Genomic DNA, 22566 nt, shown 5'->3' with positions numbered 1-22566 from the left:
GGCCGGCCCGAGCCGTCACACGGGCCCGAGCCAGGCGTTCGCGACCGTGGCGTGGGCGGACTCGTCGTCCGAGGGATGGAACATCCCGGCGAGGACGTCGCGGTACAGCCGGCCCAATTCGCTCGCGGCGAAGTAGCTGCCGCCGCCGGCGACCCGGATCGCCTGATCGACGACCTCGCGGGCGGTCTCCGTCGCGCGGACCTTGAGCCCGACGAGCTTCGGGAACCAGAGCGCGCCATGGTCGACCCCGTCGTCGAGGTCCCGGGCGATGCCGGCGAGCTGTGGCAGCATGCCGTCGTACGCGATGGCGGCCGCCGCGATCCGACGGCGGATGTCTGGGTCCGCCGCGTAGCTCGCGCCACCGGCCTTCTTCGACGTCTTCCGGTGGGCGGTCTCGACCGCCAGTCGGAGGGCACGTTCGCCGATGCCCGTGTACACGGCGGCGATGAGGGTCTCGAAGCAGGCGAAGATCCCGAAGACGATGGGGTCCGGGTTGGGCCCCGGATCGAGGCGTCGGACGATGTGCTCCGCCGTCGACTCGGCCCCCTGGAGCAGGGTCGTCCTGCTCTGGCTGGCGCGCATCCCGACGGTGTCCCAGTCGTCGAGGATCTCGAACCCGCCGCGCGAGCGATCGATGAACCCGTAGACCACCTTCGGACCGTCGGCCGAGGTCGTGTCGAGCCCGGTCGTCCCCAGCCAGGTCCATGCGGGTGACAAAGAGGTGAAGATCTTCCGGCCGTGGAACCGATAGGAACCGTCGGGGCCCGGACGGGCTTCGGTGTCGGATCCGAAGAGCACGAGGTCGTTGCCAGCCTCACTCACCCCGAACGCGTAGAGCTCGTCCCCGGCAGCTCCCTCGAGGACGAAGCGGAGCGAGTCGTCTCCTCGGGTGTGGAGCAGTCGCGCGACCCCCGTCCACACGAGGTGCATGTTGATCGCGAGGGCGGTCGCCGGGGCGGCGGTGGCGAGCCGGGATTGGAGCAGCGTGACCTCGCTCAGGCCGAGGCCGAGGCCGCCGAACTCCTCGGGGACGAACGCCCGGAGATAGCCGCACGCTCGCAGCTCGGCGAGGTCTTCGTCGAAGAAGGCGTTCTCGCGGTCCGCCACGGCGGCACGTTCGCGGATGCGCTCGACGAGCCCGTCACTGAGGATCGAGGCGGGGTCGAACGACCGATCGGATGGATGGTGCTGCGCTTGAGCGGTCACCGGTCCATTGTCGCATCGGGCCCGGCCGAGGTGGCAGGTGTCTGCGAGCGGCGAGCAGCGCGCCGACGGCCCGACTTGACGAGGAGGACCACGACCGCGGCGACGACCGCGATGGGGAGCAACCACGGCACCAGGACGCCGACCACGACGACGAGCCCCGAGGCGGCGGCGACGAGCGCGTTCCACCCGGCGACCACGCCGCCCCAGAAGTCGGTGGGCACACCCGGTGCGACCGAGCCGGGGGCCACGAAGCTCACGAACACGGAGGAGAAGTCGACCTGATCGGCGAGGGCATCACGCTGGGCGACGAGCCCGTCCAGTTCCGCCTGCCGCTGGGACAGGCTGGTTTCGGCGGCGAGGAGGTCGGCCGTCGTGGTCGAAGCCGCCATGAGTCCGAGCAGTCGATCGACCGAGGCCTGGAGGGCGGTGACCCGCGCGTCGAGGTCGGCGGCCTGTGCCGTGACGTCCACCGCGGACACGGAGAGGTTGTTCACCGTGCCGAGCGCCTGCAGCTGCGCGAGCACGTCGTCGAAGTCGTCGGCGGGGATGCGGACCGTCAGCGTCGCCTGCGCGGCCTGGTCGGAGGTGCCCGGAGTCTCGTCGCGGCTGTCGACGCGCCCGCCCGCCTCGGTGACGATCCGGGTGGCGTCCGTCGCGGTGCTGATCGGGTCGTCGGCGGTGACGGTGAGCGAACCGGTCGTGACCACCTGCTGTTGCGTGAGGTCGGGGGAGACGGCGCCGTCGACGCCGACCTGCGCGTCGCCGGCGACCTGGCCGGGCGCGGGCATCGCAGCTCGCGAGTCGCTGCCGGCCTCGGTGCTCGACCCGGCCGAGCAGCCCGAGAGGACGAGCCCGACGAGGACGGCGGAGACGAACACGGTGGTGGTGCGGGTCACTGCTGAGCGCTTCATGGCATCACCCTAGGGAGCCGCCGCACCGCGGAGGTGCAGGGACCCTGGGAAGCGGGTCACGATCAGGTCTCGCGACGCGCATCACCCGAGGGAGCCGCTGTACCGCGGAGGCGCAGGGACCGTGGGAAGCGGGTCGCGATCAGGTCTCGCGACGCGATCGCTGTTCGAGTTGCAGCTTGGCCCAATCGCCGATGGCCTTCGTGGTCTCCGCCGGGCGGTCCCGGTGCACGTTGTGACCGGCGCCCTGGACGATCGTCAGGCTGACCTGGCGGTTGGCGAGGACCTCGGCGGCGAGCGCGCCGCGGAAGAGGCTGTACACCTCAGGGTCGGAGGCGATCACGAAGGTCGGGTTGCGCAGAGCGGCCGCTGCGGGGCGGACGTCCCACGGATGGTTCTGTTCGCTCGTCTGCTCGATCGCCCACCGGCTCGCCTCGGACACCGCCTGGACCTTGATCTCCACGTCGAGCGGGTGCCACTCGGGGTTCTTCGCGCGGACGGATGCGATCGTGTTGTCGGCGAAGGCGGCCTCCTGGCTGGCCCGGATGATCTCGGCGTCGTGGTCGTCGAGCGCGATGGCGGGGTCGAGCAGCACGACCGCCGCCGCCCATCGGGGATCGGCTGCGGCGGCGACCGCGGTGGCGGCGCCTCCGAGCGAGTGTCCGACGACGAGGTCCCACGCGGCGTGCCCGACGCCGGGCACGGGGGTCGGCCTGGTGGCCAGCAGATCGGCGGCGTAGGCCTCGACGCGGTAGTCCAACGCACGAGGGGCGACGCCGTGGCCGCGGAGGTCGACCGCCTCCACGAGCCAACCGCGATCGGCCAGGGCGGCGCAGATGCGCCAGGTGCTCGGACCGTTGCTGCCGAGTCCGTGGACAACGAGCGCCCGAGCCGGCGCGTCGTGGCGACCCCAGCGGTGACGCGGGAGCTCCACGGGCGTGATCGTGCGGGCGGCGAGGCTGGAAGCGGTGTCGACGACGGGCTCGGTCATGGGTTCAGCCTACGGTCTCGCGTCAGTCGAGCCGGTCCGGGTCGGTGCCGGTGCGCTCGCCGTTCTCGAGCGCCGAGATGGCGGCCAGGTCGTCGGCGTCGAGGGTGAAGTCGAACACGGCGAAGTTCTCCGCGATCCGCGCCGGTGTGGCCGACTTGGGGATGACGATGTTGCCGAGCTGCAGGTGCCAGCGCAGCACCACCTGCGCGACCGTGCGCCCGTGCTTCTGTGCGATGGCCCCGAGGTCGGAGGTGGCGTCGGAGCCGTCCACGGCGGGCGTGAAGAAGCGGCCGCGGGCGAGTGGCGACCAGGCCTCCGTCGCGATGCCGTATGCCGCGTTGACGGCTCGCAACTCCCGCTGGGGGAGGAACGGGTGGAGTTCGATCTGGTTGACGGCCGGGGTGACCTCCGCCGACTCCAGGAGTCGTTCGAGATGGCTGCGGTGGAAGTTGGAGACGCCGATGGACCGCGTACGTCTCTCGGCCCGCAACCGCTCGAGCGCGCGCCAGGTCTCGCGGTAGCGGTCCTGCCCCGGGGCCGGCCAGTGGATGAGGTACAGGTCGACGTGGTCGAGGCCGAGGAGGTCCAGGCTCGTGTCGAACGCGCGCAGCGTCTCCTCGTACCCCTGATCGGTGTTCCAGACCTTCGTCGTGACGAAGAGCTCGTCGCGGGGAATGCCCGACTCGCGGATCGCGACGCCGGTGCCGCGCTCGTTGCCGTACAGCGACGCGGTGTCGATGTGGCGGTACCCGACCTCCAGTGCCGTCCGCACGATCTCGGTGCTGGCGAGGTCCGGGACCTTGTAGACACCGAAGCCGAGCTGGGGGATCGTGTGCCCGTCGTTGAGGAGGACGGTCGGGGTGCTGTCTGCCATGGCACCAGTATCCTCGACAGGGCCACCGTCATCGTCGAAAGGGAGCCCATGCCGCAACTCATGATCGTCACCGGGAGCGTCCGTCCCGAGCGGGTGGGCGGTGCCGTCGCCGGCTGGGTCGCGGGCGTGGCCGAGGCGGACGAGCGGTTCACCGTCGACGCGGTCGATCTCCGCGAGCTGGCGCTGCCGTTCATGGACGAGCCCGCGCACCCGCGGAAGCGCGCCTACGTCCACCCGCACACGATCGCCTGGAGCGAGCGGGTCGATCGGACGGACGCCTTCGTGTTCGTGACGCCCGAGTACAACTACAGCTACGCGCCCGCCCTCAAGAACGCGCTCGACTACCTCATGCACGAGTGGGCGCGGAAGCCGGTCGGGATCGTCAGCTACGGCGGGCTGTCGGGCGGAACCCGCGGCGTCGTCGCGCTTCGACCTGTCCTGCAGGCACTCGGTCTCGTCAGTACCGGTGCGAACGTGGAGATCCCGTACGTCGCACGGCAGATCGCCGACGGGGTGTTCACGCCCAACGACCGCCAGACGACCATGCTCCCGATGCTGCTGGGCGAACTGGCCGCACTCGACGGGGCCCTCGCGCCGCTGCGCGCCGCCGACTGAAGCGGGGCGGCTCAGGACGGGTGGGTGTTGATCGGCTCGGTGTCGGGGATCGGGCTCGCATCGCGGCCGCGAAGGTCGGGGTGCCACCGGTGACCGATCCACGGGATGACGAAGCCGAACAGCGCGAACACGCCGGCGACCCAGAACGCGCCGACCGCTCCGGAGCCGTCGATGAGGAAGCCGGCCGCCGCCGACCCCATCGCGGCACCGATGAGCTGACCGGTGCCGACCCAGCCGTAGGCCTCGGCCGTGTCGCTGAACTTCACGCTCGCCGAGACGATGGCGAACAGCACGGCGAGGGCCGGCGCGATGCCGATGCCGGCGACGAAGAGGGTGACCGACAGCCACCAGGCGTTGAGGAAGAGGCTCGCAACGGCGAGTCCGGCGAAGACGATGAAGATGCGGCGTGCCAGCGCGTAGGGACCGATCGGCGTGTGTCCGAGGGCGAGGCCGCCGGCCAGCGAGCCGACCGAGAAGATCGCAAGGACGATACCGGCCTCGAGGCCGTCGTGCCCGAAGGTCGCGACGACGCCCGCCTCGACGGCCGAACAGGCGCCGATGAGGAGGAAGCCGACGACGGTGGCGAGGAGGACCGGCGGGCGCTTGAGCACCTGCCCGAGCTTGCGACGGCTCCTCGGGATGCGGACGCGCCCGACCTCCGGTGAGGAGATGAACCACAGGCAGCCGACGACCATGATCACCGCCGCCAGGGCGATGCCCCAGACCGTGCCGACCTGGGTGGACACGAAGGTGGTCACGACGGGCCCGAGCACCCAGATGATCTCTTGGGCCGAGGCGTCGAGGGAGAACAACGGGGTGAGCTGCTGGGAGGTGACGAGCTTCGGGTAGATGGTGCGGACCGCGGGCTGGACGGGCGGCGTGCTCAGCCCGGCGACGAATCCGACCGCCATGTACGCGGGGACGGTCATGGTGACGAGGGCGATGGTCGTGACGGAGACGGCACAGACCGCGAGGGTGAGGAGGAGCACCTTGCGGATGCCCCAGACGCCCATCCACCGACTCGTGAGGGGGCCGGCGATCGCCTGCCCGATGCTCGTCGCGGCGAGGACGAGCCCGGCGGCCCCGTAGGACCCGGTGACCTGCTCGATGTGGAGCAGGAAGGCCAGCGAGAGCATCCCGAACGGGAAGCGTGCGGTGAGCTGCGCCGCGATGATCCGGGCGACGCCGGGGGTACGAAGAAGGTCACGGTAGCTGCTCACAAGGACACCAGTCTAGGGACCGGTTCCGACACGCGCGACACGCCCGCGACACGCCCAAACCGACAACGGATGTCGGAGGTGCGGAGGAGAATCTGACCTGTGGATAGATATCCCTCAGACGGGGGAGAAAAGGCCGTCAATCCGGGATTTTCGCGTCGCCCACGAGCGTTGTACCCAGTGGAGAACCGGTGGATAACTCGCCCGAAACGGTGGAGAACCCGGTGGAAAACTACAGGGCTGTAACTACTAGCCCTTGGGGTTGGCCTGAAGGTCGCCAACTATATGTAGTATTGGAACCCCGGCGCAGGACGCCGCGGGAATCACCAGATTTTGAGGGGAAGGCACGAAGAGCTATGGCAATCACGGTCTACACGAAGCCCAGTTGCGTGCAGTGCACCGCGACGTACCGCGCACTCGACAACAAGGGCATCGAGTACAACATCCTCGACCTCTCGGTCGACGAGAACGCACTCGAGCAGGTCAAGGCCCTCGGCTACCTGCAGGCACCGGTCGTCATCACCGAGGAAGACCACTGGTCGGGCTTCCGCCCCGACAAGATCGAAGAGCTCGCCGCACGTCTGGCTTGAGCCCACGGTCGCAGGCGTCATCATGAGCCGGCTCCAGCAGCACCGCACCATCCGCCCGTCCGGACGGCGACGAGGAGGCCTCCCGTGCAACCACGGCTGATCTACTTCTCCAGCATTTCCGGCAACACGCATCGCTTCATGCAGAAGCTCGACCTGCCCTCGTTGCAGATCCCGCTGTATGCGAAAGACGAAGCCGTGCACGCCACGGCACCCTACGTCCTCGTGACCCCCACCTACGGCGGGGGCAACGGCGACGGAGCGGTGCCCAAACAGGTGATCCGGTTCCTCAACGTGGAGGCCAACCGCTCCCTGATCCGCGGGGTCATCGCCGCCGGCAACACGAACTTCGGCGAGGCCTATGGGCTCGCCGGCGACGTGATCGCCAGCAAATGCAAGGTCCCGCACCTGTACCGCTTCGAACTCTTCGGAACCCAGGACGATGTCACCACCGTCCACAATGGATTGGAATCATTTTGGCAGCAGCGCCAGTTTCAGTGATCGACGCACCGTCGACGAGCCAGATGGACTACCACTCGCTCAACGCGATGCTCAACCTCTACGGCCCGAACGGCGAGATCCAGTTCGACAAGGACCGTGAGGCCGCGCGGGAGTACTTCCTCCAGCACGTCAACCAGAACACCGTCTTCTTCCACTCGCTGAAGGAACGGCTCGACTACCTCGTCGAGAAGGAGTACTACGAGCAGGCAGTGCTCGACAAGTACTCGTTCGACTTCATCCAGGAGCTCAACGACCTGGCCTACTCGAAGAAGTTCCGCTTCCAGACCTTCCTCGGCGCGTTCAAGTACTACACCTCGTACACGCTGAAGACCTTCGACGGCAAGCGCTACCTCGAGCGCTTCGAGGACCGCGTCGTCATGACCGCCCTCGGTCTCGCCGACGGCGACCAGCAGCTCGCGGTCGCGCTCGTCGAGGAGATCATCGCGGGTCGGTTCCAGCCGGCGACGCCCACCTTCCTCAACTCGGGCAAGGCCCAGCGCGGCGAGCTCGTCTCCTGCTTCCTCCTCCGCATCGAGGACAACATGGAGTCGATCGCCCGTGGCATCAACTCCGCGCTCCAGCTCTCGAAGCGTGGCGGCGGCGTGGCGCTCTCACTGTCGAACATCCGTGAGTCCGGCGCACCGATCAAGCAGATCGAGAACCAGTCGAGCGGCATCATCCCCGTGATGAAGCTCCTCGAGGACTCCTTCAGCTACGCGAACCAGCTCGGCGCACGTCAGGGCGCCGGTGCGGTGTACCTCAACGCACACCACCCCGACATCCTGCGCTTCCTCGACACCAAGCGTGAGAACGCCGACGAGAAGATCCGGATCAAGACGCTGTCCCTCGGCGTGGTCGTCCCCGACATCACCTTCGACCTGGCGAAGAAGGGCGAGGACATGTACCTGTTCTCCCCGTACGACGTCGAGCGCGTCTACGGTGTGCCCTTCGGCGACATCTCGGTGAGCGAGAAGTACCACGAGATGGTCGACGACTCCCGCATCAAGAAGACGAAGATCAACGCCCGCGAGTTCTTCCAGACCATCGCGGAGATCCAGTTCGAGTCCGGCTACCCGTACATCGTGTTCGAAGACACGGTGAACAAGGCGAACCCCATCAAGGGCCGCATCAACATGTCGAACCTCTGCTCGGAGATCCTCCAGGTCAACACGCCGACCACCTACAATGAGGACCTCTCGTACAAGGAGATCGGCAAGGACATCTCCTGCAACCTCGGCTCGCTGAACATCGCGCTCACGATGGACTCGCCCGACTTCGGTCGCACGGTCGAGACCGCCATCCGCGGCCTCACCTCCGTGTCCGACCAGAGCCACATCTCCTCGGTGCGTTCGATCGAGGACGGCAACGACAAGTCGCACGCCATCGGCCTCGGCCAGATGAACCTCCACGGCTACCTCGCCCGCGAGCGCGTGCACTACGGCAGCCCCGAGGGCATCGACTTCACGAACATCTACTTCTACACGGTGGTGTTCCACGCGCTGCGTGCCTCGAACCTCATCGCCAAGGAGCGCGGGGAGACCTTCGACGGTTTCGCCGACTCGCAGTACGCGTCGGGTGAGTTCTTCGACAAGTACATCGACCAGGTCTGGGAGCCCGAGACGGCTCGTGGCCGCGAGCTCTTCGAGCAGGCCGGCGTGCAGATCCCGACGCAGGCGGACTGGACGGCCCTCAAGGCGTCCATCCAGGAGTACGGCATCTACAACCAGAACCTCCAGGCCGTCCCGCCGACCGGTTCGATCTCCTACATCAACAACTCCACGTCGTCGATCCACCCGATCGCGTCGAAGATCGAGATCCGCAAGGAAGGCAAGCTCGGTCGCGTGTACTACCCGGCTCCGTTCATGACGAACGACAACCTGGAGTACTACGAGGACGCCTACGAGATCGGTGCCGAGAAGATCATCGACACGTACGCCGCGGCGACGCAGCACGTCGACCAGGGGCTGTCGCTGACGCTGTTCTTCAAGGACACCGCCACCACGCGCGACATCAACAAGGCGCAGATCTACGCGTGGAAGAAGGGCATCAAGACCATCTACTACATCCGTCTCCGCCAGCTCGCGCTCGAGGGCACGGAAGTCGACGGCTGCGTCAGCTGCATGCTCTAAGGAGCTTTGCGCTTCGTCATCTGCACTTCGACAGGCTCAGTGACCGGTATTCCGGTCCCTGAGCCCGACCCCGGTCCCTGAGCCTGTCGAAGGGCATCAGCATCACCGGTCCGTCGAGGGCCATCAGTATCACCGGTCCGTCGAGGGCCATCAGCATCACCGGTCCCTGAGCCTGTCGAAGGGCCAACCCCACTTCCCGATAGAGGACACCAATTCATGTCAGAGAAGCTCAAGCTGGTCGACCGCGTCCAGGCGATCAACTGGAACAAGATCGAGGACGAGAAGGACGTCGAGGTCTGGAACCGCCTCGTCAACAACTTCTGGCTGCCCGAGAAGATCCCGCTGTCGAACGACGTCCAGTCGTGGAATACCCTGACGCCGCAGGAGCAGCAGCTCACCATGCGCGTGTTCACGGGCCTCACGCTCCTCGACACGATCCAGGGCACCGTCGGCGCCGTCGCCCTCATCCCCGATGCGATCACCCCGCACGAGGAGGCCGTCTACACGAACATCGCGTTCATGGAGTCGGTGCACGCGAAGAGCTACTCCTCGATCTTCTCCACGCTCAGCAGCACGAAGGAGATCGACGAGGCGTTCCGTTGGTCGGTCGAGAACCCGAACCTGCAGAAGAAGGCGTCCATCGTCCTCGACCGCTACCACGGTGACGACCCGCTGAAGCGGAAGGCCGCCTCGACCCTCCTCGAGTCCTTCCTCTTCTACTCGGGCTTCTACCTCCCGATGCACTGGTCGAGCCGCGCGAAGCTCACCAACACCGCCGACATGATCCGCCTGATCATCCGCGATGAGGCCGTGCACGGGTACTACATCGGCTACAAGTTCCAGAAGGGCCTCGAGAAGCTGACGCAGGCTGAGCGCGACGACGTCAAGGACTACACGTTCTCGCTGCTCTACGAGCTCTACGACAACGAGGTGCAGTACACGCAGGACCTCTACGACGAGGTCGGTCTCACCGAGGACGTCAAGAAGTTCCTGCACTACAACGCCAACAAGGCGCTCATGAACCTCGGCTACGAGGCCATGTTCCCGAAGACGGTCACGGACGTGAACCCGGCGATCCTGTCGGCGCTCTCACCGAACGCCGATGAGAACCACGACTTCTTCTCGGGCTCCGGCTCCTCCTACGTGATCGGCAAGGCCGTGGTCACGGAAGACGAGGACTGGGACTTCTAGTCGCTGCGCTGAACGCCTGAGGGCCGGATGGAATCCACGATTCCATCCGGCCCTCAGGCGTTCAACGTATAGCGGCGTCAGCCGCCGAGGCCACCGAAGCCGGCCAGGAAGAAGTAGAAGAACGCCGTCGCGCCCTGGACGACCGGGAGGAAGAGCGCCGCGATCGCGGTGACCACGATCGTGAGGATGACGACGAGTGAGACGAGACTCACGACACCGTTGCGTCCGGCGCTCGGCGTCTCGACGGATTCGGCGACGAGCAGCTCGTCCATGGTCGCTTCAGTCGTCAGCATCGTTCTCCCTGTGGCTCTGGTGTCCTCGACCCTACCTGGCGATCCGCCGTGCGCCGCTGACTCGCCCGAGGATGTTCGAATCCGACGCGGAAACGCGCAGATTCGGGCGACTCAGCGACGGCGGGTGCTCAGCGGCGGGTGGACCAGAGGGCCCAGGCGATGAGCACGGGCTGGAAGAAGAGGCGGGTGAAGCGGCGGCTGTCCGTGTCGAGACCGAAGGCGTCGCGGCGGTTGAGCCACTGGGAGAGGTTACCCGGGAAGATCGCGGTGAAGAACGCCGCAGCGAGGTTGCCGACGGCCGTCCGCTTGACACCGGAGGCGAGTGCCGCACCCAGGGCGATCTCGACGACGCCCGAGGCGAGCACGGTGGTGTCCTCGTCGATCGGGACCCATTCCGGCACCTGTGCCTGGAAGTCCTTCCGAGCGAAGGTCAGGTGGCTGATGCCGGCGAACACGAGTGCGCCTCCGAGCAGCAGACGTGCGGCGGTGCGGGCTTTCGATCCAGCCATGAGGGTCCTCTCGACGATGGTGATGTCACCACGCTATCCGGAGATCGGTGGACCGACGGCGGGTTGCGAGTGCACAGATGTCCAGCGGCAGGCCGCTCAGCCGTCGATCTGCGAGTTCGCGTCGAGACGGTGCCAGGTGCGGTTGTGGTAGACGAGCGGTGCGCCGTCGAAGCTGGGGCTGAATGTCGGGGCGGCGGGAGCGGGCGCCTCGGCGGCAGGCTCGGCCCGGACCGGCTCCTCGGCCGCTTGCGGCTGCGAGACGCTCGACTCCAGCGCGTGCACCGCGATGACCGTCGAGGTGCCCGCCTCCATGCGGTTGACGATGCGTCCGCGGATCCAGACGCCGTTGCCCGTGAAGTACGGCTCGCCCGTCGGCAGGCGGTCCCAGATGGAGGTGTCGGCGAAACGGTCGATCCCGCTCGTCGCGCAGAGCTTCGCGATGTGCAGCTGCTCGGAACCCAGGAGGTGGACGACGACGGTGTCGGACGCGGTGATGGTCGGCGCGCTCGAGGACAGCGACGACACGGAGAAGACGAGGAGCGGCGGTTCCGCACTGACGGAGAAGACCGAGGTGGCGGTGAGTCCCACCGGCCCGCTGCCGTCGTCCGCGGTGATGACCGAGACGCCGGCCGGGTGCTGACGGAACGCCGCCTTGAAGTCGTCGGGGGACAGGGAGGCGAAACCGGGGGCGACCTCGCCACCGTCGACGGGGGACGGCAAGGCGGTCACGGAGGCGGCTGCCGGGTGGACTGAGCTCACGGGGGATCCTTCGAACGGCTGTGGACGACTGCTGCAACGCCGATTCGGTGGACGCTGCACAGGCTACGTTTCGCTCATCCGGCCGGAGCTGCAACTCTGTTACCCGGTGTGACGGTGACCGACCGGTCGGGCGCAGGTCCCGTCGACCTCGCGTGCGTACGCTGGACGCATGCCCATCCTCATCGCCCCGGACGACCTCGCCGCTGTGATCGCCTCCGAGACGCCGGTGCGCGTCCTGGACGTGCGGTGGCGACTCGACGCACCGGACGGACGGCCCGCCTACCTCGAGGGGCACCTGCCCGGCGCGGTGTACGTCGACCTCGACCACGAGCTGGCCGACCACGTGCCGACCGGAGAACCGGCCATCCGAGGCCGTCACCCCCTGCCTGATCGCGAGGCGCTCCAAGCGTCCGCGCGATCGTGGGGCGTCGATGACCGCGACGTCGTCGTGGTCTACGACGACCTCAAGAGCCTGTCGGCAGCACGAGCCTGGTGGGTGCTGCGGAACGCGGGCATCGCGGACGTCCGCATCCTCGACGGCGCGTTCCGGGCGTGGACGGACGCCGGACTGCCCGTGGAGCGCGGCGAGGTCGTCCCGGAACCCGGGACGGTCACGTTGACGACGGGTGTCCTGCCGACCATCGACATCGACACCGCCGCGACGTGGGCGGGCGAGGGACGGGTGCTGCTCGACGCGCGCGCCGGCGAACGGTACCGGGGCGATGTCGAACCGATCGACCCTCGGGCCGGTCACATCCCGGGCGCGCTCAGCACACCGACGACCGCCAACGTCGGCACAGACGGCCGGTTCCTACCGCCTGAGACCCTCCGCGAGCAGTTCCTCGCCGCGGGCGTGCCTGAGGACGCGACGGTCGCCACCTACTGCGGCAGCGGGGTGACCGCGGCGCACAACGCGGTCGCACTCACCCTGGCCGGCTTCGAACCGGTGCTGTACCCGGGGTCATGGAGCGAGTGGGCGAACCACCCGGAGCGTCCGGTGGCGACAGGACCCGGGGCCTGAATCACCGACTCCGGACATCGAGCTTGTCGAGATGCGCCCTTCGACAAGCTCAGGGACCGGGGATCGCTAGCCCGCGAGGACCTTCTGCAGGCGCTGCAACGACACCGACTCGGCCGTGCCCAGCTGCTGGGCGAACAGGCTGATCCGGAGCTCCTCGAGCATCCACCGGGCCTTCACGAGGTGCTCCGGAGCCTCGGCGGGCAGTGGGATCGTGCCGCCGGCGGCCTCGAACCGCGCCGACGCCGTCTGCGCCTCCGTCATCCACACCCGGTCGCGGTTCGGGTTGTCCGTCAGTCGCTCGGCGCGGTAACGGATGCCGGCGAGGTAGCGGGGCAGATGTTCGAGTCGTGCTGAGCCCGTCCGGGAGACGAAGCCCGGGAAGACCAGTCCGTCGAGCTGGCCCCGCATGTCGGTGAGCGCCGCGAGCAGCGTCATGCTCGTCGCCGCCTTCATGGCTTTCTCCGTGTCGCGCGCGGCCTGCAGGATGCGGGCGACGATGGCGACCGTCTGGAACATTCGGTCCATGACCGAGGCGGACACGCGGTCGCGCAGCGTCTCGTACTGCAGCCGGGAGAACACCTGTCCGTCGGGCACCACACGGAACAGGACGTCGTCGATGCAGGCGGCGAGGCAGTCCTCGAACAACGCCGGCGTCGACCGGTAGGGGCTCGTCGCGAGCGCGAGCTTCTCGTTGGCTTTGAGGTGCTGCTGCACATAGGCCGTCGGGGACGGGATCGCGAGCAGGAGGAGGCGGCGCACCCCCGCGGGCATGGCGCGGGCCTGGTCGGCCTCCGTGCTCATGATCCGGATCGACACGCTCGTACCGTCGTCGACGATCGCGGGGTAGCCGCGGATCACGCCGTCCTCCTGGCGAATGTCGATGAAACGGGGGAGGTCGTCGAAGTCCCACCTGGTGAACCCGGAGCGCTCGATGGCGTTGGGCACTCTGGCGGCCGCGACCTTGGCGACGCTCGCCCGGGTGCGCTGCTTGAGGCGCTGCTGCAGCTCGACGAGGTCCTTGCCGCTGGCGAGCGTCCGGCCGCGCTCATCGATGACCCGGAAGGTCACGAGCAGGTGCTCGGGGACGCGTTCCATCTCGAAGTCCGAGGCTGAGATGTCCATGTAGGAGAGCCGCTTGATCGCGTTCGCGAGACGGGTGGCGAAGGAGTCCTCGGCGGCGGGACTGCCGGGGGCGACCGCCGGGACGTCGGCGGGGAGCTCGGCGAGCAGCTTCGCCGCCCAGTCGGCCGCAGGCACGATGTTCCGACGCAGGGCTTTCGGGAGCGCTTTGATCATCGCCGTGATGAGGTCCCGACGGAGACCGGGGACCTGCCAGTCGAAACCCGCGGGCGAGAGTCGGTCGAGCAGGGCGAGCGGGACGATGACCGTCACGCCGTCGTCGTCGCTTCCGGGCTCGAAACGGTAGCTGAGCTTCAACCGCTGGTCGGCCTGCACCCACTCGGCGGGGAAGCGGTCCTCGTCCACCGCCGGAGCGTCCTCGGGGAGGAGGTCCTCCTGGCGCATCGTGAGCAGCTCGGGCTGGTCGACGCGCGTCTTGCGCCACCAGGACTCGAAGCCCCGCGTCGTCGAGATCTCGGCAGGGACGCGGGCGTCGTAGAAGTCGAAGACGGCTTCGTCGTCGAAGAGGATGTCGCGGCGTCGCGTCCGCTCCTCGAGCTCACTCAGCTCCTTGCGCAGTCGTCGGTTCGCGCGGTGGAAGTCGAACAGCTTGTCGCGACCGATGTCGTGGGTCCACTCGCCGTCGACGAGCGCGTGCCGCAGGAACAGTTCACGGGCCTGCTCCTGGTCGATGCGACCGAACTGCACCCGGCGGCGCGGCACGATCGGCACGCCGAAGAGGGTCACCTTCTCGAAGGCGACGGCGGAACCCTGGTTCTTCTCCCAGTGCGGCTCGCTGTACGACCGCTTGCAGAGGTCGCCAGCGATCTGTTCAGCCCACGCCGGGTCGATCGAGGCGTTGGTGCGGGCGAACAGCCGACTCGTCTCCACGAGTTCCGCACTCATCACGGCGTTCGGCTGCTTCTTCGCGAGCGCGGACCCGGGGAAGAGGACGAAGCGCGTCTGGCGGGCGCCGATGTAGTCGCCCTTCTTCGCGGTCTTCGTCGCCGGTGGAGCGTTCCGGCCCTTCACGACCGGAGCGACGGTCTGGTCCTTCAGTCCGATGTGCGAGAGGAGCCCCGCGAGGAGCGACTTGTGGATGCCGTCGGGGTTCACCGCCGGCTCGTTGATCGTCAGGCCGAGGGGCTTCGCGAGTTGACGCAGCTGGCGGTAGACGTCGTGCCACTCGCGGACGCGGAGGTAGTTGAGGAACTCGTTCTTGCAGAGCCGACGGAACGCGCTCGACGAGAGTTCGTCCTGTTTCTCCTCGAGGTAGTTCCAGAGGTTCAGGAGGGCGAGGAAGTCGCTGGTGGGGTCGACGAACCGGCGGTGCAGTTCGTCGGCCTTCTGCCGGTGCTCGAGCGGTCGTTCGCGTGGGTCCTGGATGGTGAGCGCCGCGACGATCGCGAGCACCTCCCGCGACACCCCGTGCCGCTTCGACTCCACGACCATGCGCGCGAACCGCGGATCGATCGGCAGGCGGCTGAGGTCGCGCCCCACCCGCGTGAGACGTGGACCGCCGCCGCGAGGTGAGCCGTCGGCGAAGGTGCGCGTCTCGATCGCGCCGAGTTCGGACAGCAGATCGACGCCGTCCTTGATGCCCCGGGCGTCCGGCGGTTGGAGGAAGGGGAAGGCGGCGATGTCGCCGAGGCCGAGGGAGATCATCTGGAGGATCACCGCGGCGAGATTCGTTCGGAGGATCTCCGGTTCGGTGAACTCCGGGCGCTTCGCGAAGTCGTCCTCTGAGTAGAGGCGGATGGCGATGCCGTCGCTCGTGCGGCCGGACCGACCCGAACGCTGGTTCGCCGACGCCTGCGAGATCGCCTCGATGGGGAGTCGCTGCACCTTGGAGCGCACGCTGTAGCGCGAGATGCGGGCGGTTCCGGCGTCGATCACGTACTTGATGCCGGGCACCGTGAGGCTCGTCTCGGCCACGTTCGTCGCGAGGATGATGCGGCGGCGGAGGCCTGCCACGGTCGACGGCTGGAAAACACGGTGCTGGTCGGCGGAGGAGAGCCGGCCGTAGAGCGGCAGCACCTCGGTGCCGGGCAGGTTGCGCCCGCGGATGGCGTCGGCGGCGTCGCGGATCTCCGTCTCGCCGGACAGGAAGACGAGGACGTCGCCCATCGACTCCCGCGCCAGCTCGTCGAGGGCGGCGTTGATGCCTTCGAGGTAGTCGCGGTCGGCGGCTTCGGACTCGGGGGCGTCCTCATCGTCGTCCGTGGGCTCGTCGGCCACGAGCGGCCGGTAGCGGATCTCGACCGGGTACGTGCGGCCGGAGACCTCGACGATGGGCGCTCCGTCGAAGTGCTTCGAGAAGCTCTCCGGGTCGATCGTCGCGGACGTGATGATGACCTTGAGGTCAGGGCGCTGGGGGAGGAGCTGCTTGAGGTAGCCGAGCAGGAAGTCGATGTTGAGGCTGCGCTCGTGTGCCTCGTCGATGATGATCGTGTCGTACTTGCGCAGCATCCGGTCGCGGTGGATCTCGTTCAGCAGGATGCCGTCGGTCATCAGCTTGATCTTCGTCGCCTTCGACGCCTGATCGGTGAACCGGACCTGGTAGCCGACGACGCCACCGAGCTCCTGGCCGAGTTCCTCCGAGATGCGTTCGGCGATCGTGCGCGCGGCCAGTCGTCGGGGCTGCGTGTGCCCGATGGATTCGCGACCGAGCTCGAGGCAGATCTTCGGCAGCTGAGTGGTCTTGCCGGAACCGGTCGCTCCCGCGACGATGATGACCTGGTGCTCGCTGATGGCACGCGCGATGTCCGCGCGGGCGGCACTGACCGGCAGCTCGGGCGGGTAGGAGATTCGGAGGTCGGACATCAGCCCTCCATCGTATCGGGCTGGACGCGGTGTGCTGCCGCTCCGGGCCTCCCGATCCGGCGAACCCTTCCCCCGGTCCCTGAGCAACCTCCTCCGGTCCCTGAGCCAATTCCCCCGGCCCCTGAGTCGCCTTCCCCGGTCCCTGAGCCTGTCGAGGGCATACGACGAACCTCACGAATCCGGCGCTGTTCCCCCGGTCCCTGAGCCTGTCGAAGGGCACACGAGGACACTTCCACAAACGCCTCGACTCGGCATCTGGAATGTCAGTGGTCCATGATGGACTTGTCCCATGACCGAGACCACCCTCACCGCGACCCGTGTCGGCGACGAGTACGCCGCGCAGCTCGCGGAGTTCTCGGACCAGTGGGCTGAGCTCCACCGCCAGCAGGCCGTCCTGGACGCACGGAAAGCGCGCCTCCTGGCCCGCTCCGCCGCCTACGCCGATGCCTTCGCAGGCGCCACGGTCCCGGCGATCTTCCCGCCGGCCGAGCGTCAGGCGCTGTCCCGTCGGTCGACCTGTGCGGCTCTTGCGATGGCGACCCGGACGCCGGAGCGGACCGTGCAGCGTGCGACGAACGACGCGGAACGCCTCGTGAACGAAGCGCCGGCCGTGCTCGAATCACTCGAGGCAGGCCGCATCTCGGCGCGGCACGCGCAGACGATCATCGACCAACTCAGCGACGTCCCGACTGCCGGGCGGGCTGTGTTCCTGGAGGCGGTATTGCCGGCCGCGGAGCAGCTGACCAATGCGAACCTCCGCAGGCGCGCCCGCGTCCTGCGCGAGGGTCTTCACCCCGAGTCCATCACCGCCCGCGCAACCCGCTCGGAAGCAGACCGCCGGGTCGAGTTCGAACCCGCAGCCGACGGCATGGCGTGGGTGCACTTGTTCACCACCGCACCCATCGCGCAGGGCATCACCGAGCGAGTCGAAGCGGCCGCCGCAGAGTCACGCCAGGCCGGCGACTCCCGCACCTGCGGACAGCTCCAGGCGGACGCCCTTGCAGCACTCGCACTGACCGGTGTCACGCCGGAAGGCGTCATGTCGAGCCCGGTGGTCCCGCACCCGATCGAGGTGCAGGAGCACATCACGCCGACCGTGCAGATCACGGTCCCAGCACTGACCATGGCCGGCGTCTCCGACGCCCCGGCCACGCTCGACGGATACGGGCCGATCGACCCCGAGACCGCCGCGCGCATCGCGGTGAACGCGCCGAGCTTCACCCGGATCCTCGTCCAACCCGAGACCGGCGCGGTGCTCTCCGTCGGGCGGAATCAGTACCGCATTCCGGCCGATCTGCAACGGGCAGTTCGCCTGCGGGACGGCACCTGTCGGGCACCTGGCTGCGGCAGACGCGCCAGGGCCTGCGATCTCGACCATTCGGTCGCGTGGGAGGACGGCGGCGCCACGGATGGCGGGAATCTCGCGTGTCTCTGTCGACATCACCATCGGATGAAGCATCTCCCAGGGTGGAACCTCGACCACGGTCCCGGTGGGGTGCTCGAGTGGACGACACCTGACGGGAAGCCGTATCGGACCGAACCCGATCCCGCGCCCTTCTGACCAGTTTTGGTCCCTGAGCCTGTCGAAGGGGGTGGGTCCTCGTGGGCACTTCGACAAGCTCAGTGACCGGGAGAAGTCTGTCGCACCGCTTCGGTCCCCGAGCTGTGCCGCACTTCGACAAGCTCAGTGACCGGGAGAGGTTCGCCGGAGATGATCCGGTCCCTGAGCTTGTCGAAGGGTGAGCGGGAGAGGGGCGGCCGGATGAACCCGGTCCCTGAGCCTGTCGAAGGGCAGTTGGGCTGTGGCACCTCGGTGTGAAGCGGGCACGTCTAGCGCTGTGTCGCAAACAGGGTTGCTTCGCAAAGTGGTTTGCGTTACAAAGTAGATATGACTTCACCGATGGAACCCACCGACGGCTCGGACGCGCTCGACCCGGCCGCCATGCTCGCTCTGCAGGAGCGACAGGCGAGCCGTGTCGATGACATCTTCACGAGGCCCACCATCGCGATCGTGTACATCTGGGGTGTCGCGTGGACCGTCGGGTTCCTCGCGCTCTGGTCCGCGAGCGACGAGAACCCCTGGTTCACCACGCCGCCGACGGTCGCCGGATGGCTCTTCGGGATCCTGATGGTCGGCGGCATCGTCTCGTCGTCGATCATCGGCTCCCGCGTGTCGCGCGGGATCCAGGGAGCACAGCAGGTGCAGGGGACCATGTACGGCATCGCCTGGGCGATCGGGTGCACGGCAGCGGCGGTGTTCGGAGGCGCCCTGTTCGATGCGGGGATGGCACCCGCACTCGCCGCCATCTTCTACCCGGCCATCTACAGCCTCGTGGTCGGTCTGCTGTACCTCGCAGGTGGAGCAGTCTGGCGCGACCGCCTCATGTACGGCATGGGCATCTGGATCATCGTGGTCGGCATGGCCGCACCGTTCTTCGGCTCGCCGGGCAACGCACTCATCATGGCCATCGCCGGCGGAGGCGGGTTCCTCGTGTACGCGACCTTCCTCGAGGCGACCCGCCGTCGGCGTGCCCACCGATCGGCGGCGTGACCGATGGACGAACTCGACCCCCTCATCCACGCTCAAGCCCGCCTGCGCATCATGTCGACGCTCGCGGCGATCGACGCGGACAGCAGCATGTCGTTCCCCCGCCTGCAGGAGATGCTCGACATGACCGCCGGGAACCTCTCCACGCATCTGCGGAAACTCGAGGACGGCGCCTACGTCCTCGTCACGAAGACCCACCGGGGACGCACTCCGGTCACCTACCTGGAACTCACCACGCTCGGGCGCCGCGCGTTCGAGGACTACATGACCGGCCTCCGAGCGATGCTCGGCGGCGCGTCGGGAACGGGGACATCATGACGAACACACCACTGGCCACCCTCGAGGGCGTGACACGACGCTACGGCGACGTGACCGCGCTGCACGACGTCGACCTCCGGATCGAGCCGGGCTCGCTCGTCGGGCTCCTCGGCCCCAACGGCGCCGGCAAGTCCACCGTGCTGTCCCTGCTGCAGGGCACCCGACGTCCGACGACCGGCACAGTGACGCTCTTCGGCGGCGATCCCGCCCAGGCGGTCAACCGCACGCGGCTCGGATCGACACCGCAGGAGACGGCACTGCCGCCCACGCTCCGGGTGGGAGAGGTCGTCGACTTCGTCGGACGGCACTTCGCGGACCGCGTGCCGACGGCCGCCCTGGCGGAGCAGTTCGGTTTCGGCGACCTCCTCCGACGCCAGACGGGCTCGCTGTCCGGCGGGCAACAGCGCCGACTCGCTGTCGCACTCGCGTTCGTCGGCAAACCGCGTCTCGTGCTCCTCGACGAGCCGACAACGGGTCTCGACGTCGACGCACGTCGCACCCTCTGGGACGCGATCCGCCGGCAACACGAACTCGGGGCGACGATCGTCCTCACCAGCCACTACCTCGAGGAGATCGAAGCGCTCGCCGAGCGCGTCGTGGTGCTGGGTGGCGGACGGGTCATCACCGATGCCCCGCTGCGCGACGTGCTCGGGCTCGTCGGCATCCACCGGGTGCGGCTCCGGACCACCGACCCCGGAGCGGTGGAGCGGCTCGCCGGGGTCGTCCAGGCGAGTCGTGACGGTGACGCCGTCGAACTGGACGTCCGTGACGCTGACGCGTTCGTGCGCGATCTCGTCCGGTCCGAGGCCCCGTTCACCGATCTCGCCGTGCGCGGCGCAACCCTCGAGGAGGCGTTCCTGACCCTCACCGCGGACGCCCGGGCGGACGCCGAACGGAGCGCCGCCTGATGGCCACCACACTCCAGCTCACCGCCCTGCACGCGCGGTACTCCCTGCTCGAGACCGTGCGCGTCCCGATCGCGCTGATCGGCTCGCTCGTCTTCCCGGCGCTCTCGCTGCTGTTCTTCGTCGTCCCGCAGGCGCAGGTCGCCGGCGATCCCGTCATCGCGACCCAGGCGGTCATCTCCCTCATCGTCTTCGCGGTGCTCGCCAACTCCCTGTTCGGGTTCGGGCTGACCATCGCCCAGGCGAGGGAGCAGGCGTGGGATCCGTACCTCCGCACGCTTCCGGTGACGGGTGTCGCCCGTGTCCTCTCGCACTTGTGCTCGGTCGGCCTCCTCGGGTTCGCGGCCGTCATACCGGTCGTCGTGCTCGGCGCGCTCCTGACCGCCGCCACCACGACTCCGATAGGACTGCTCGGCGGCACCGTGGCGCTCCTGGTGGGTGCCCTGCCGTTCATGCTCCTGGGCACCGCGATCGGGTACGCCCTCCCCAGCAAGGCCGCGATCGCCGTGGTGCAGGTGGTCATGTTCTCGCTGGCCTTCGCCGGCGGACTGTTCATCCCACCGTTCCTCTTCGCCCAGTGGCTCGACCGGCTGTCGATGTTCCTCCCGAGCCGTCAGACCCGGGAGCTCGTCGTCTGGGCGGTCCAGGGTGGCGAGTTGCCGTGGTGGTCGTGGGTCGGCGTCCTGGCCTGGACCCTCGTCCTGACCGTCGTGGTCCTCGCTCTCTACCGCCGCGACGAGGGCCGTCGCTACCGCTGAAGTCGACGGACACCTCGCCGAGCACCGGCCGTTTCCGTGTTCTGTCACACGTCGACACACACCGTGCACCGGCCGCCAGGCGCTCGTACGCTGACGTCCATCCCGGCCGGTCCACGGCCCCTCGACGAGCGGATGGAGCGACCCGTGTCCAGCAGCACAGACCAGACGAACGCCGCCAACCGATCGACGGGCGCGCACTGATGGGAGCGCCCGTCGTGTTCGGCATCGGCCCGATCTCGGTCGACGACCTCGTGGCCGTGTCCCGCGACGACGCCATCGTCGTCCTCGACACCCCGGCGCTCGACCGCATCGGCGCCGGCCGGGCCATCGTCGACCGGCAGACGACGCCGGTCGGAGTCGGTGCGCCGGGTCCTCGGTCCCAGGGTCCACGGATCCCTGGGACCGCCGGGGGACGAGCGGCTCCGCGCACCGTGACGCTCGATGCCTCGGCTCTGGAGGAGCGCGTCGTCCATGACCGCCGTGGCGGCATCGGACTGCCGCTCTCGGTGGACCGCGCTCGGGCGGTCGTCGCCGCCCGGCTCGCCGGATGGACCCGTGGCGCCTCCGGGATCCGCCTCGAGACCGCCGTGTTCGTCGCGGAGCTCCTCAACCGTGGGGTGACCCCGGTGATCCCGTCCATCGGCTCCCTCGGCGACGGCGACGAGACCCACCTGGCGTCCGTCGCGACGCTCGTGATCGGACAGGGGGAGGCGGTCCTCGCGGGTGAGCGGCTCTCCGCCCAGGTCGCCCTGTCGCGGGTCGGGCTCGCACCGCTCGACCTCGCTGTGCACGAGGGCTTGGCGTTCGTCCACCACAACGCCTACTCCCTCGGCGTCGGTGCGCTCGCACTCCACCGGCTCGGCGCGCTCAGTCGGCTGGCGGACACCACGAGCGCACTCTCGTCGCGGGTCGCTGCGCGGTCCGGGCTCGGCGGGCGAGGACCGGCGTTCGACGCGAGGGTCCTCGCCGGCAGCCCGTCGGCGGGTACCCGGGCGAGCGGCGAGCGGATCTCCGAGTTGTTGGCGACGCCGGTCGGCCCGACAGGTGCGCGCGGCGGACGGGACCTGGACGGACTGCGGCTCCGGGCGACCCCGCAGATCAACGGTGCGCTCGCCGACGAGGTCACGGCGGCCGTCCAGCTCGTGGAAGCGACGCTCGGAACGGCCTCGGAGGATCCACTCGTCGATCAGGCGTCGGGTGTCCTGCGGACCGGCGGGCTGCTGCATGGCGCCCGGCTCGCCCGCGCTTTCGACGGGCTGCGCGCGGCCATCGCGCACACCGCCGCTGCCGCCGA

Annotated in this window: 21 protein-coding genes; 12 read left to right on the top strand and 9 right to left on the bottom strand. The window is 68.5% G+C overall.

The features are described 5' to 3' along the window. Positions 1-15: 15 nt before the first annotated feature. From IFT89_RS12965 to IFT89_RS12950, 4 genes are all read right to left on the bottom strand, one after another. Complete coding sequence (locus IFT89_RS12965; RefSeq protein ID WP_202939161.1) at positions 16-1206, bottom strand: acyl-CoA dehydrogenase family protein; 1191 nt, start codon at positions 1204-1206, stop codon at positions 16-18. After that, positions 1203-2117, bottom strand: coding sequence for a DUF4349 domain-containing protein (locus tag IFT89_RS20290; RefSeq protein WP_202939160.1), 915 nt, complete (start codon positions 2115-2117; stop codon positions 1203-1205). The genes IFT89_RS12965 and IFT89_RS20290 overlap by 4 nt, the downstream gene beginning before the upstream one ends. Before the next feature lie 139 nt (positions 2118-2256). Further along, positions 2257-3105, bottom strand: a complete 849-nt coding sequence (locus IFT89_RS12955; RefSeq protein WP_202939159.1) for an alpha/beta fold hydrolase — start codon at positions 3103-3105, stop codon at positions 2257-2259. Positions 3106-3127: 22 nt separating this feature from the next. Then, positions 3128-3979 (bottom strand): aldo/keto reductase, encoded by an 852-nt coding sequence (locus tag IFT89_RS12950; RefSeq protein WP_202939158.1) that lies wholly within the window; start codon positions 3977-3979, stop codon positions 3128-3130. Positions 3980-4027: 48 nt separating this feature from the next. Here IFT89_RS12950 and IFT89_RS12945 point away from each other — a divergent pair, with 48 nt between their 5' ends. Beyond that, positions 4028-4594 (top strand): NADPH-dependent FMN reductase, encoded by a 567-nt coding sequence (locus IFT89_RS12945; RefSeq protein WP_202939157.1) that lies wholly within the window; start codon positions 4028-4030, stop codon positions 4592-4594. 11 nt (positions 4595-4605) lie between these two features. On the opposite strand, the gene IFT89_RS12940 is transcribed toward IFT89_RS12945, so the two are convergent. After that, positions 4606-5814, bottom strand: a complete 1209-nt coding sequence (locus IFT89_RS12940) for an MFS transporter (RefSeq protein ID WP_086474343.1) — start codon at positions 5812-5814, stop codon at positions 4606-4608. A gap of 353 nt (positions 5815-6167) precedes the next feature. Here IFT89_RS12940 and nrdH point away from each other — a divergent pair, with 353 nt between their 5' ends. The 4 genes from nrdH to nrdF all read left to right on the top strand — a co-directional run bounded on the left by nrdH (position 6168) and on the right by nrdF (position 10219). Next, positions 6168-6401: a glutaredoxin-like protein NrdH gene (nrdH, locus tag IFT89_RS12935; protein ID WP_056007615.1), complete on the top strand. Its 234-nt coding sequence runs from the start codon at positions 6168-6170 to the stop codon at positions 6399-6401. A gap of 84 nt (positions 6402-6485) precedes the next feature. Next, positions 6486-6899: a class Ib ribonucleoside-diphosphate reductase assembly flavoprotein NrdI gene (nrdI, locus tag IFT89_RS12930; RefSeq protein ID WP_064296523.1), complete on the top strand. Its 414-nt coding sequence runs from the start codon at positions 6486-6488 to the stop codon at positions 6897-6899. A gap of 23 nt (positions 6900-6922) precedes the next feature. After that, positions 6923-9028, top strand: coding sequence for a class 1b ribonucleoside-diphosphate reductase subunit alpha (gene nrdE, locus IFT89_RS12925; protein WP_079706251.1), 2106 nt, complete (start codon positions 6923-6925; stop codon positions 9026-9028). Positions 9029-9244: 216 nt separating this feature from the next. Further along, the gene (nrdF, locus tag IFT89_RS12920) at positions 9245-10219 is read left to right on the top strand and encodes a class 1b ribonucleoside-diphosphate reductase subunit beta (RefSeq protein WP_056007612.1); all 975 of its coding nucleotides are present in this window, start codon (positions 9245-9247) and stop codon (positions 10217-10219) included. Positions 10220-10296: 77 nt separating this feature from the next. Here nrdF and IFT89_RS12915 read toward each other — a convergent pair whose 3' ends face one another. The 3 genes from IFT89_RS12915 to IFT89_RS12905 form a co-directional block, all read right to left on the bottom strand. Further along, positions 10297-10512, bottom strand: a complete 216-nt coding sequence (locus tag IFT89_RS12915; RefSeq protein WP_191940724.1) for a hypothetical protein — start codon at positions 10510-10512, stop codon at positions 10297-10299. Positions 10513-10640: 128 nt separating this feature from the next. Then, positions 10641-11021 (bottom strand): DoxX family protein, encoded by a 381-nt coding sequence (locus tag IFT89_RS12910; protein WP_079705419.1) that lies wholly within the window; start codon positions 11019-11021, stop codon positions 10641-10643. A 96-nt stretch (positions 11022-11117) separates the two neighbouring features. Further along, a complete protein-coding gene (locus IFT89_RS12905; RefSeq protein WP_202939166.1) occupies positions 11118-11750 on the bottom strand; it encodes a flavin reductase family protein in 633 nt (210 codons plus the stop codon). 199 nt (positions 11751-11949) lie between these two features. Between IFT89_RS12905 and IFT89_RS12900 the strand changes: the two genes are divergently transcribed. Further along, on the top strand, positions 11950-12801 hold the full coding sequence (locus IFT89_RS12900) for a sulfurtransferase (protein WP_202939156.1): 852 nt from the start codon (positions 11950-11952) through the stop codon (positions 12799-12801). Positions 12802-12867: 66 nt separating this feature from the next. Here IFT89_RS12900 and hrpA read toward each other — a convergent pair whose 3' ends face one another. Beyond that, the gene (hrpA, locus tag IFT89_RS12895; RefSeq protein WP_202939155.1) at positions 12868-16743 is read right to left on the bottom strand and encodes an ATP-dependent RNA helicase HrpA; all 3876 of its coding nucleotides are present in this window, start codon (positions 16741-16743) and stop codon (positions 12868-12870) included. A 289-nt stretch (positions 16744-17032) separates the two neighbouring features. Here hrpA and IFT89_RS12890 point away from each other — a divergent pair, with 289 nt between their 5' ends. From IFT89_RS12890 to IFT89_RS12865, 6 genes are all read left to right on the top strand, one after another. Then, positions 17033-18304, top strand: a complete 1272-nt coding sequence (locus IFT89_RS12890; protein ID WP_202939154.1) for an HNH endonuclease signature motif containing protein — start codon at positions 17033-17035, stop codon at positions 18302-18304. 327 nt (positions 18305-18631) lie between these two features. Beyond that, the gene (locus IFT89_RS12885) at positions 18632-19294 is read left to right on the top strand and encodes a hypothetical protein (protein WP_202939153.1); all 663 of its coding nucleotides are present in this window, start codon (positions 18632-18634) and stop codon (positions 19292-19294) included. A 3-nt stretch (positions 19295-19297) separates the two neighbouring features. Next, positions 19298-19609: a transcriptional regulator gene (locus tag IFT89_RS12880; RefSeq protein ID WP_064296516.1), complete on the top strand. Its 312-nt coding sequence runs from the start codon at positions 19298-19300 to the stop codon at positions 19607-19609. Further along, positions 19606-20517: an ABC transporter ATP-binding protein gene (locus IFT89_RS12875; RefSeq protein ID WP_202939152.1), complete on the top strand. Its 912-nt coding sequence runs from the start codon at positions 19606-19608 to the stop codon at positions 20515-20517. Before IFT89_RS12880 ends, IFT89_RS12875 begins: the two co-directional genes overlap by 4 nt. After that, positions 20517-21272, top strand: a complete 756-nt coding sequence (locus tag IFT89_RS12870; RefSeq protein ID WP_202939151.1) for an ABC transporter permease — start codon at positions 20517-20519, stop codon at positions 21270-21272. Before IFT89_RS12875 ends, IFT89_RS12870 begins: the two co-directional genes overlap by 1 nt. A 200-nt stretch (positions 21273-21472) precedes the next feature. Next, a partial coding sequence (locus IFT89_RS12865) for an aromatic amino acid lyase (protein ID WP_202939150.1) occupies positions 21473-22566 on the top strand: 1094 nt, incomplete at its 3' end.

This window comes from Plantibacter sp. CFBP 13570, assembly GCF_014841395.1.
Classification (GTDB): Bacteria; Actinomycetota; Actinomycetes; order Actinomycetales; family Microbacteriaceae; genus Plantibacter; species Plantibacter auratus.
Note: the sequence above shows the minus strand (reverse complement) of the source record. Positions and strands in the feature narration are given on the sequence as shown.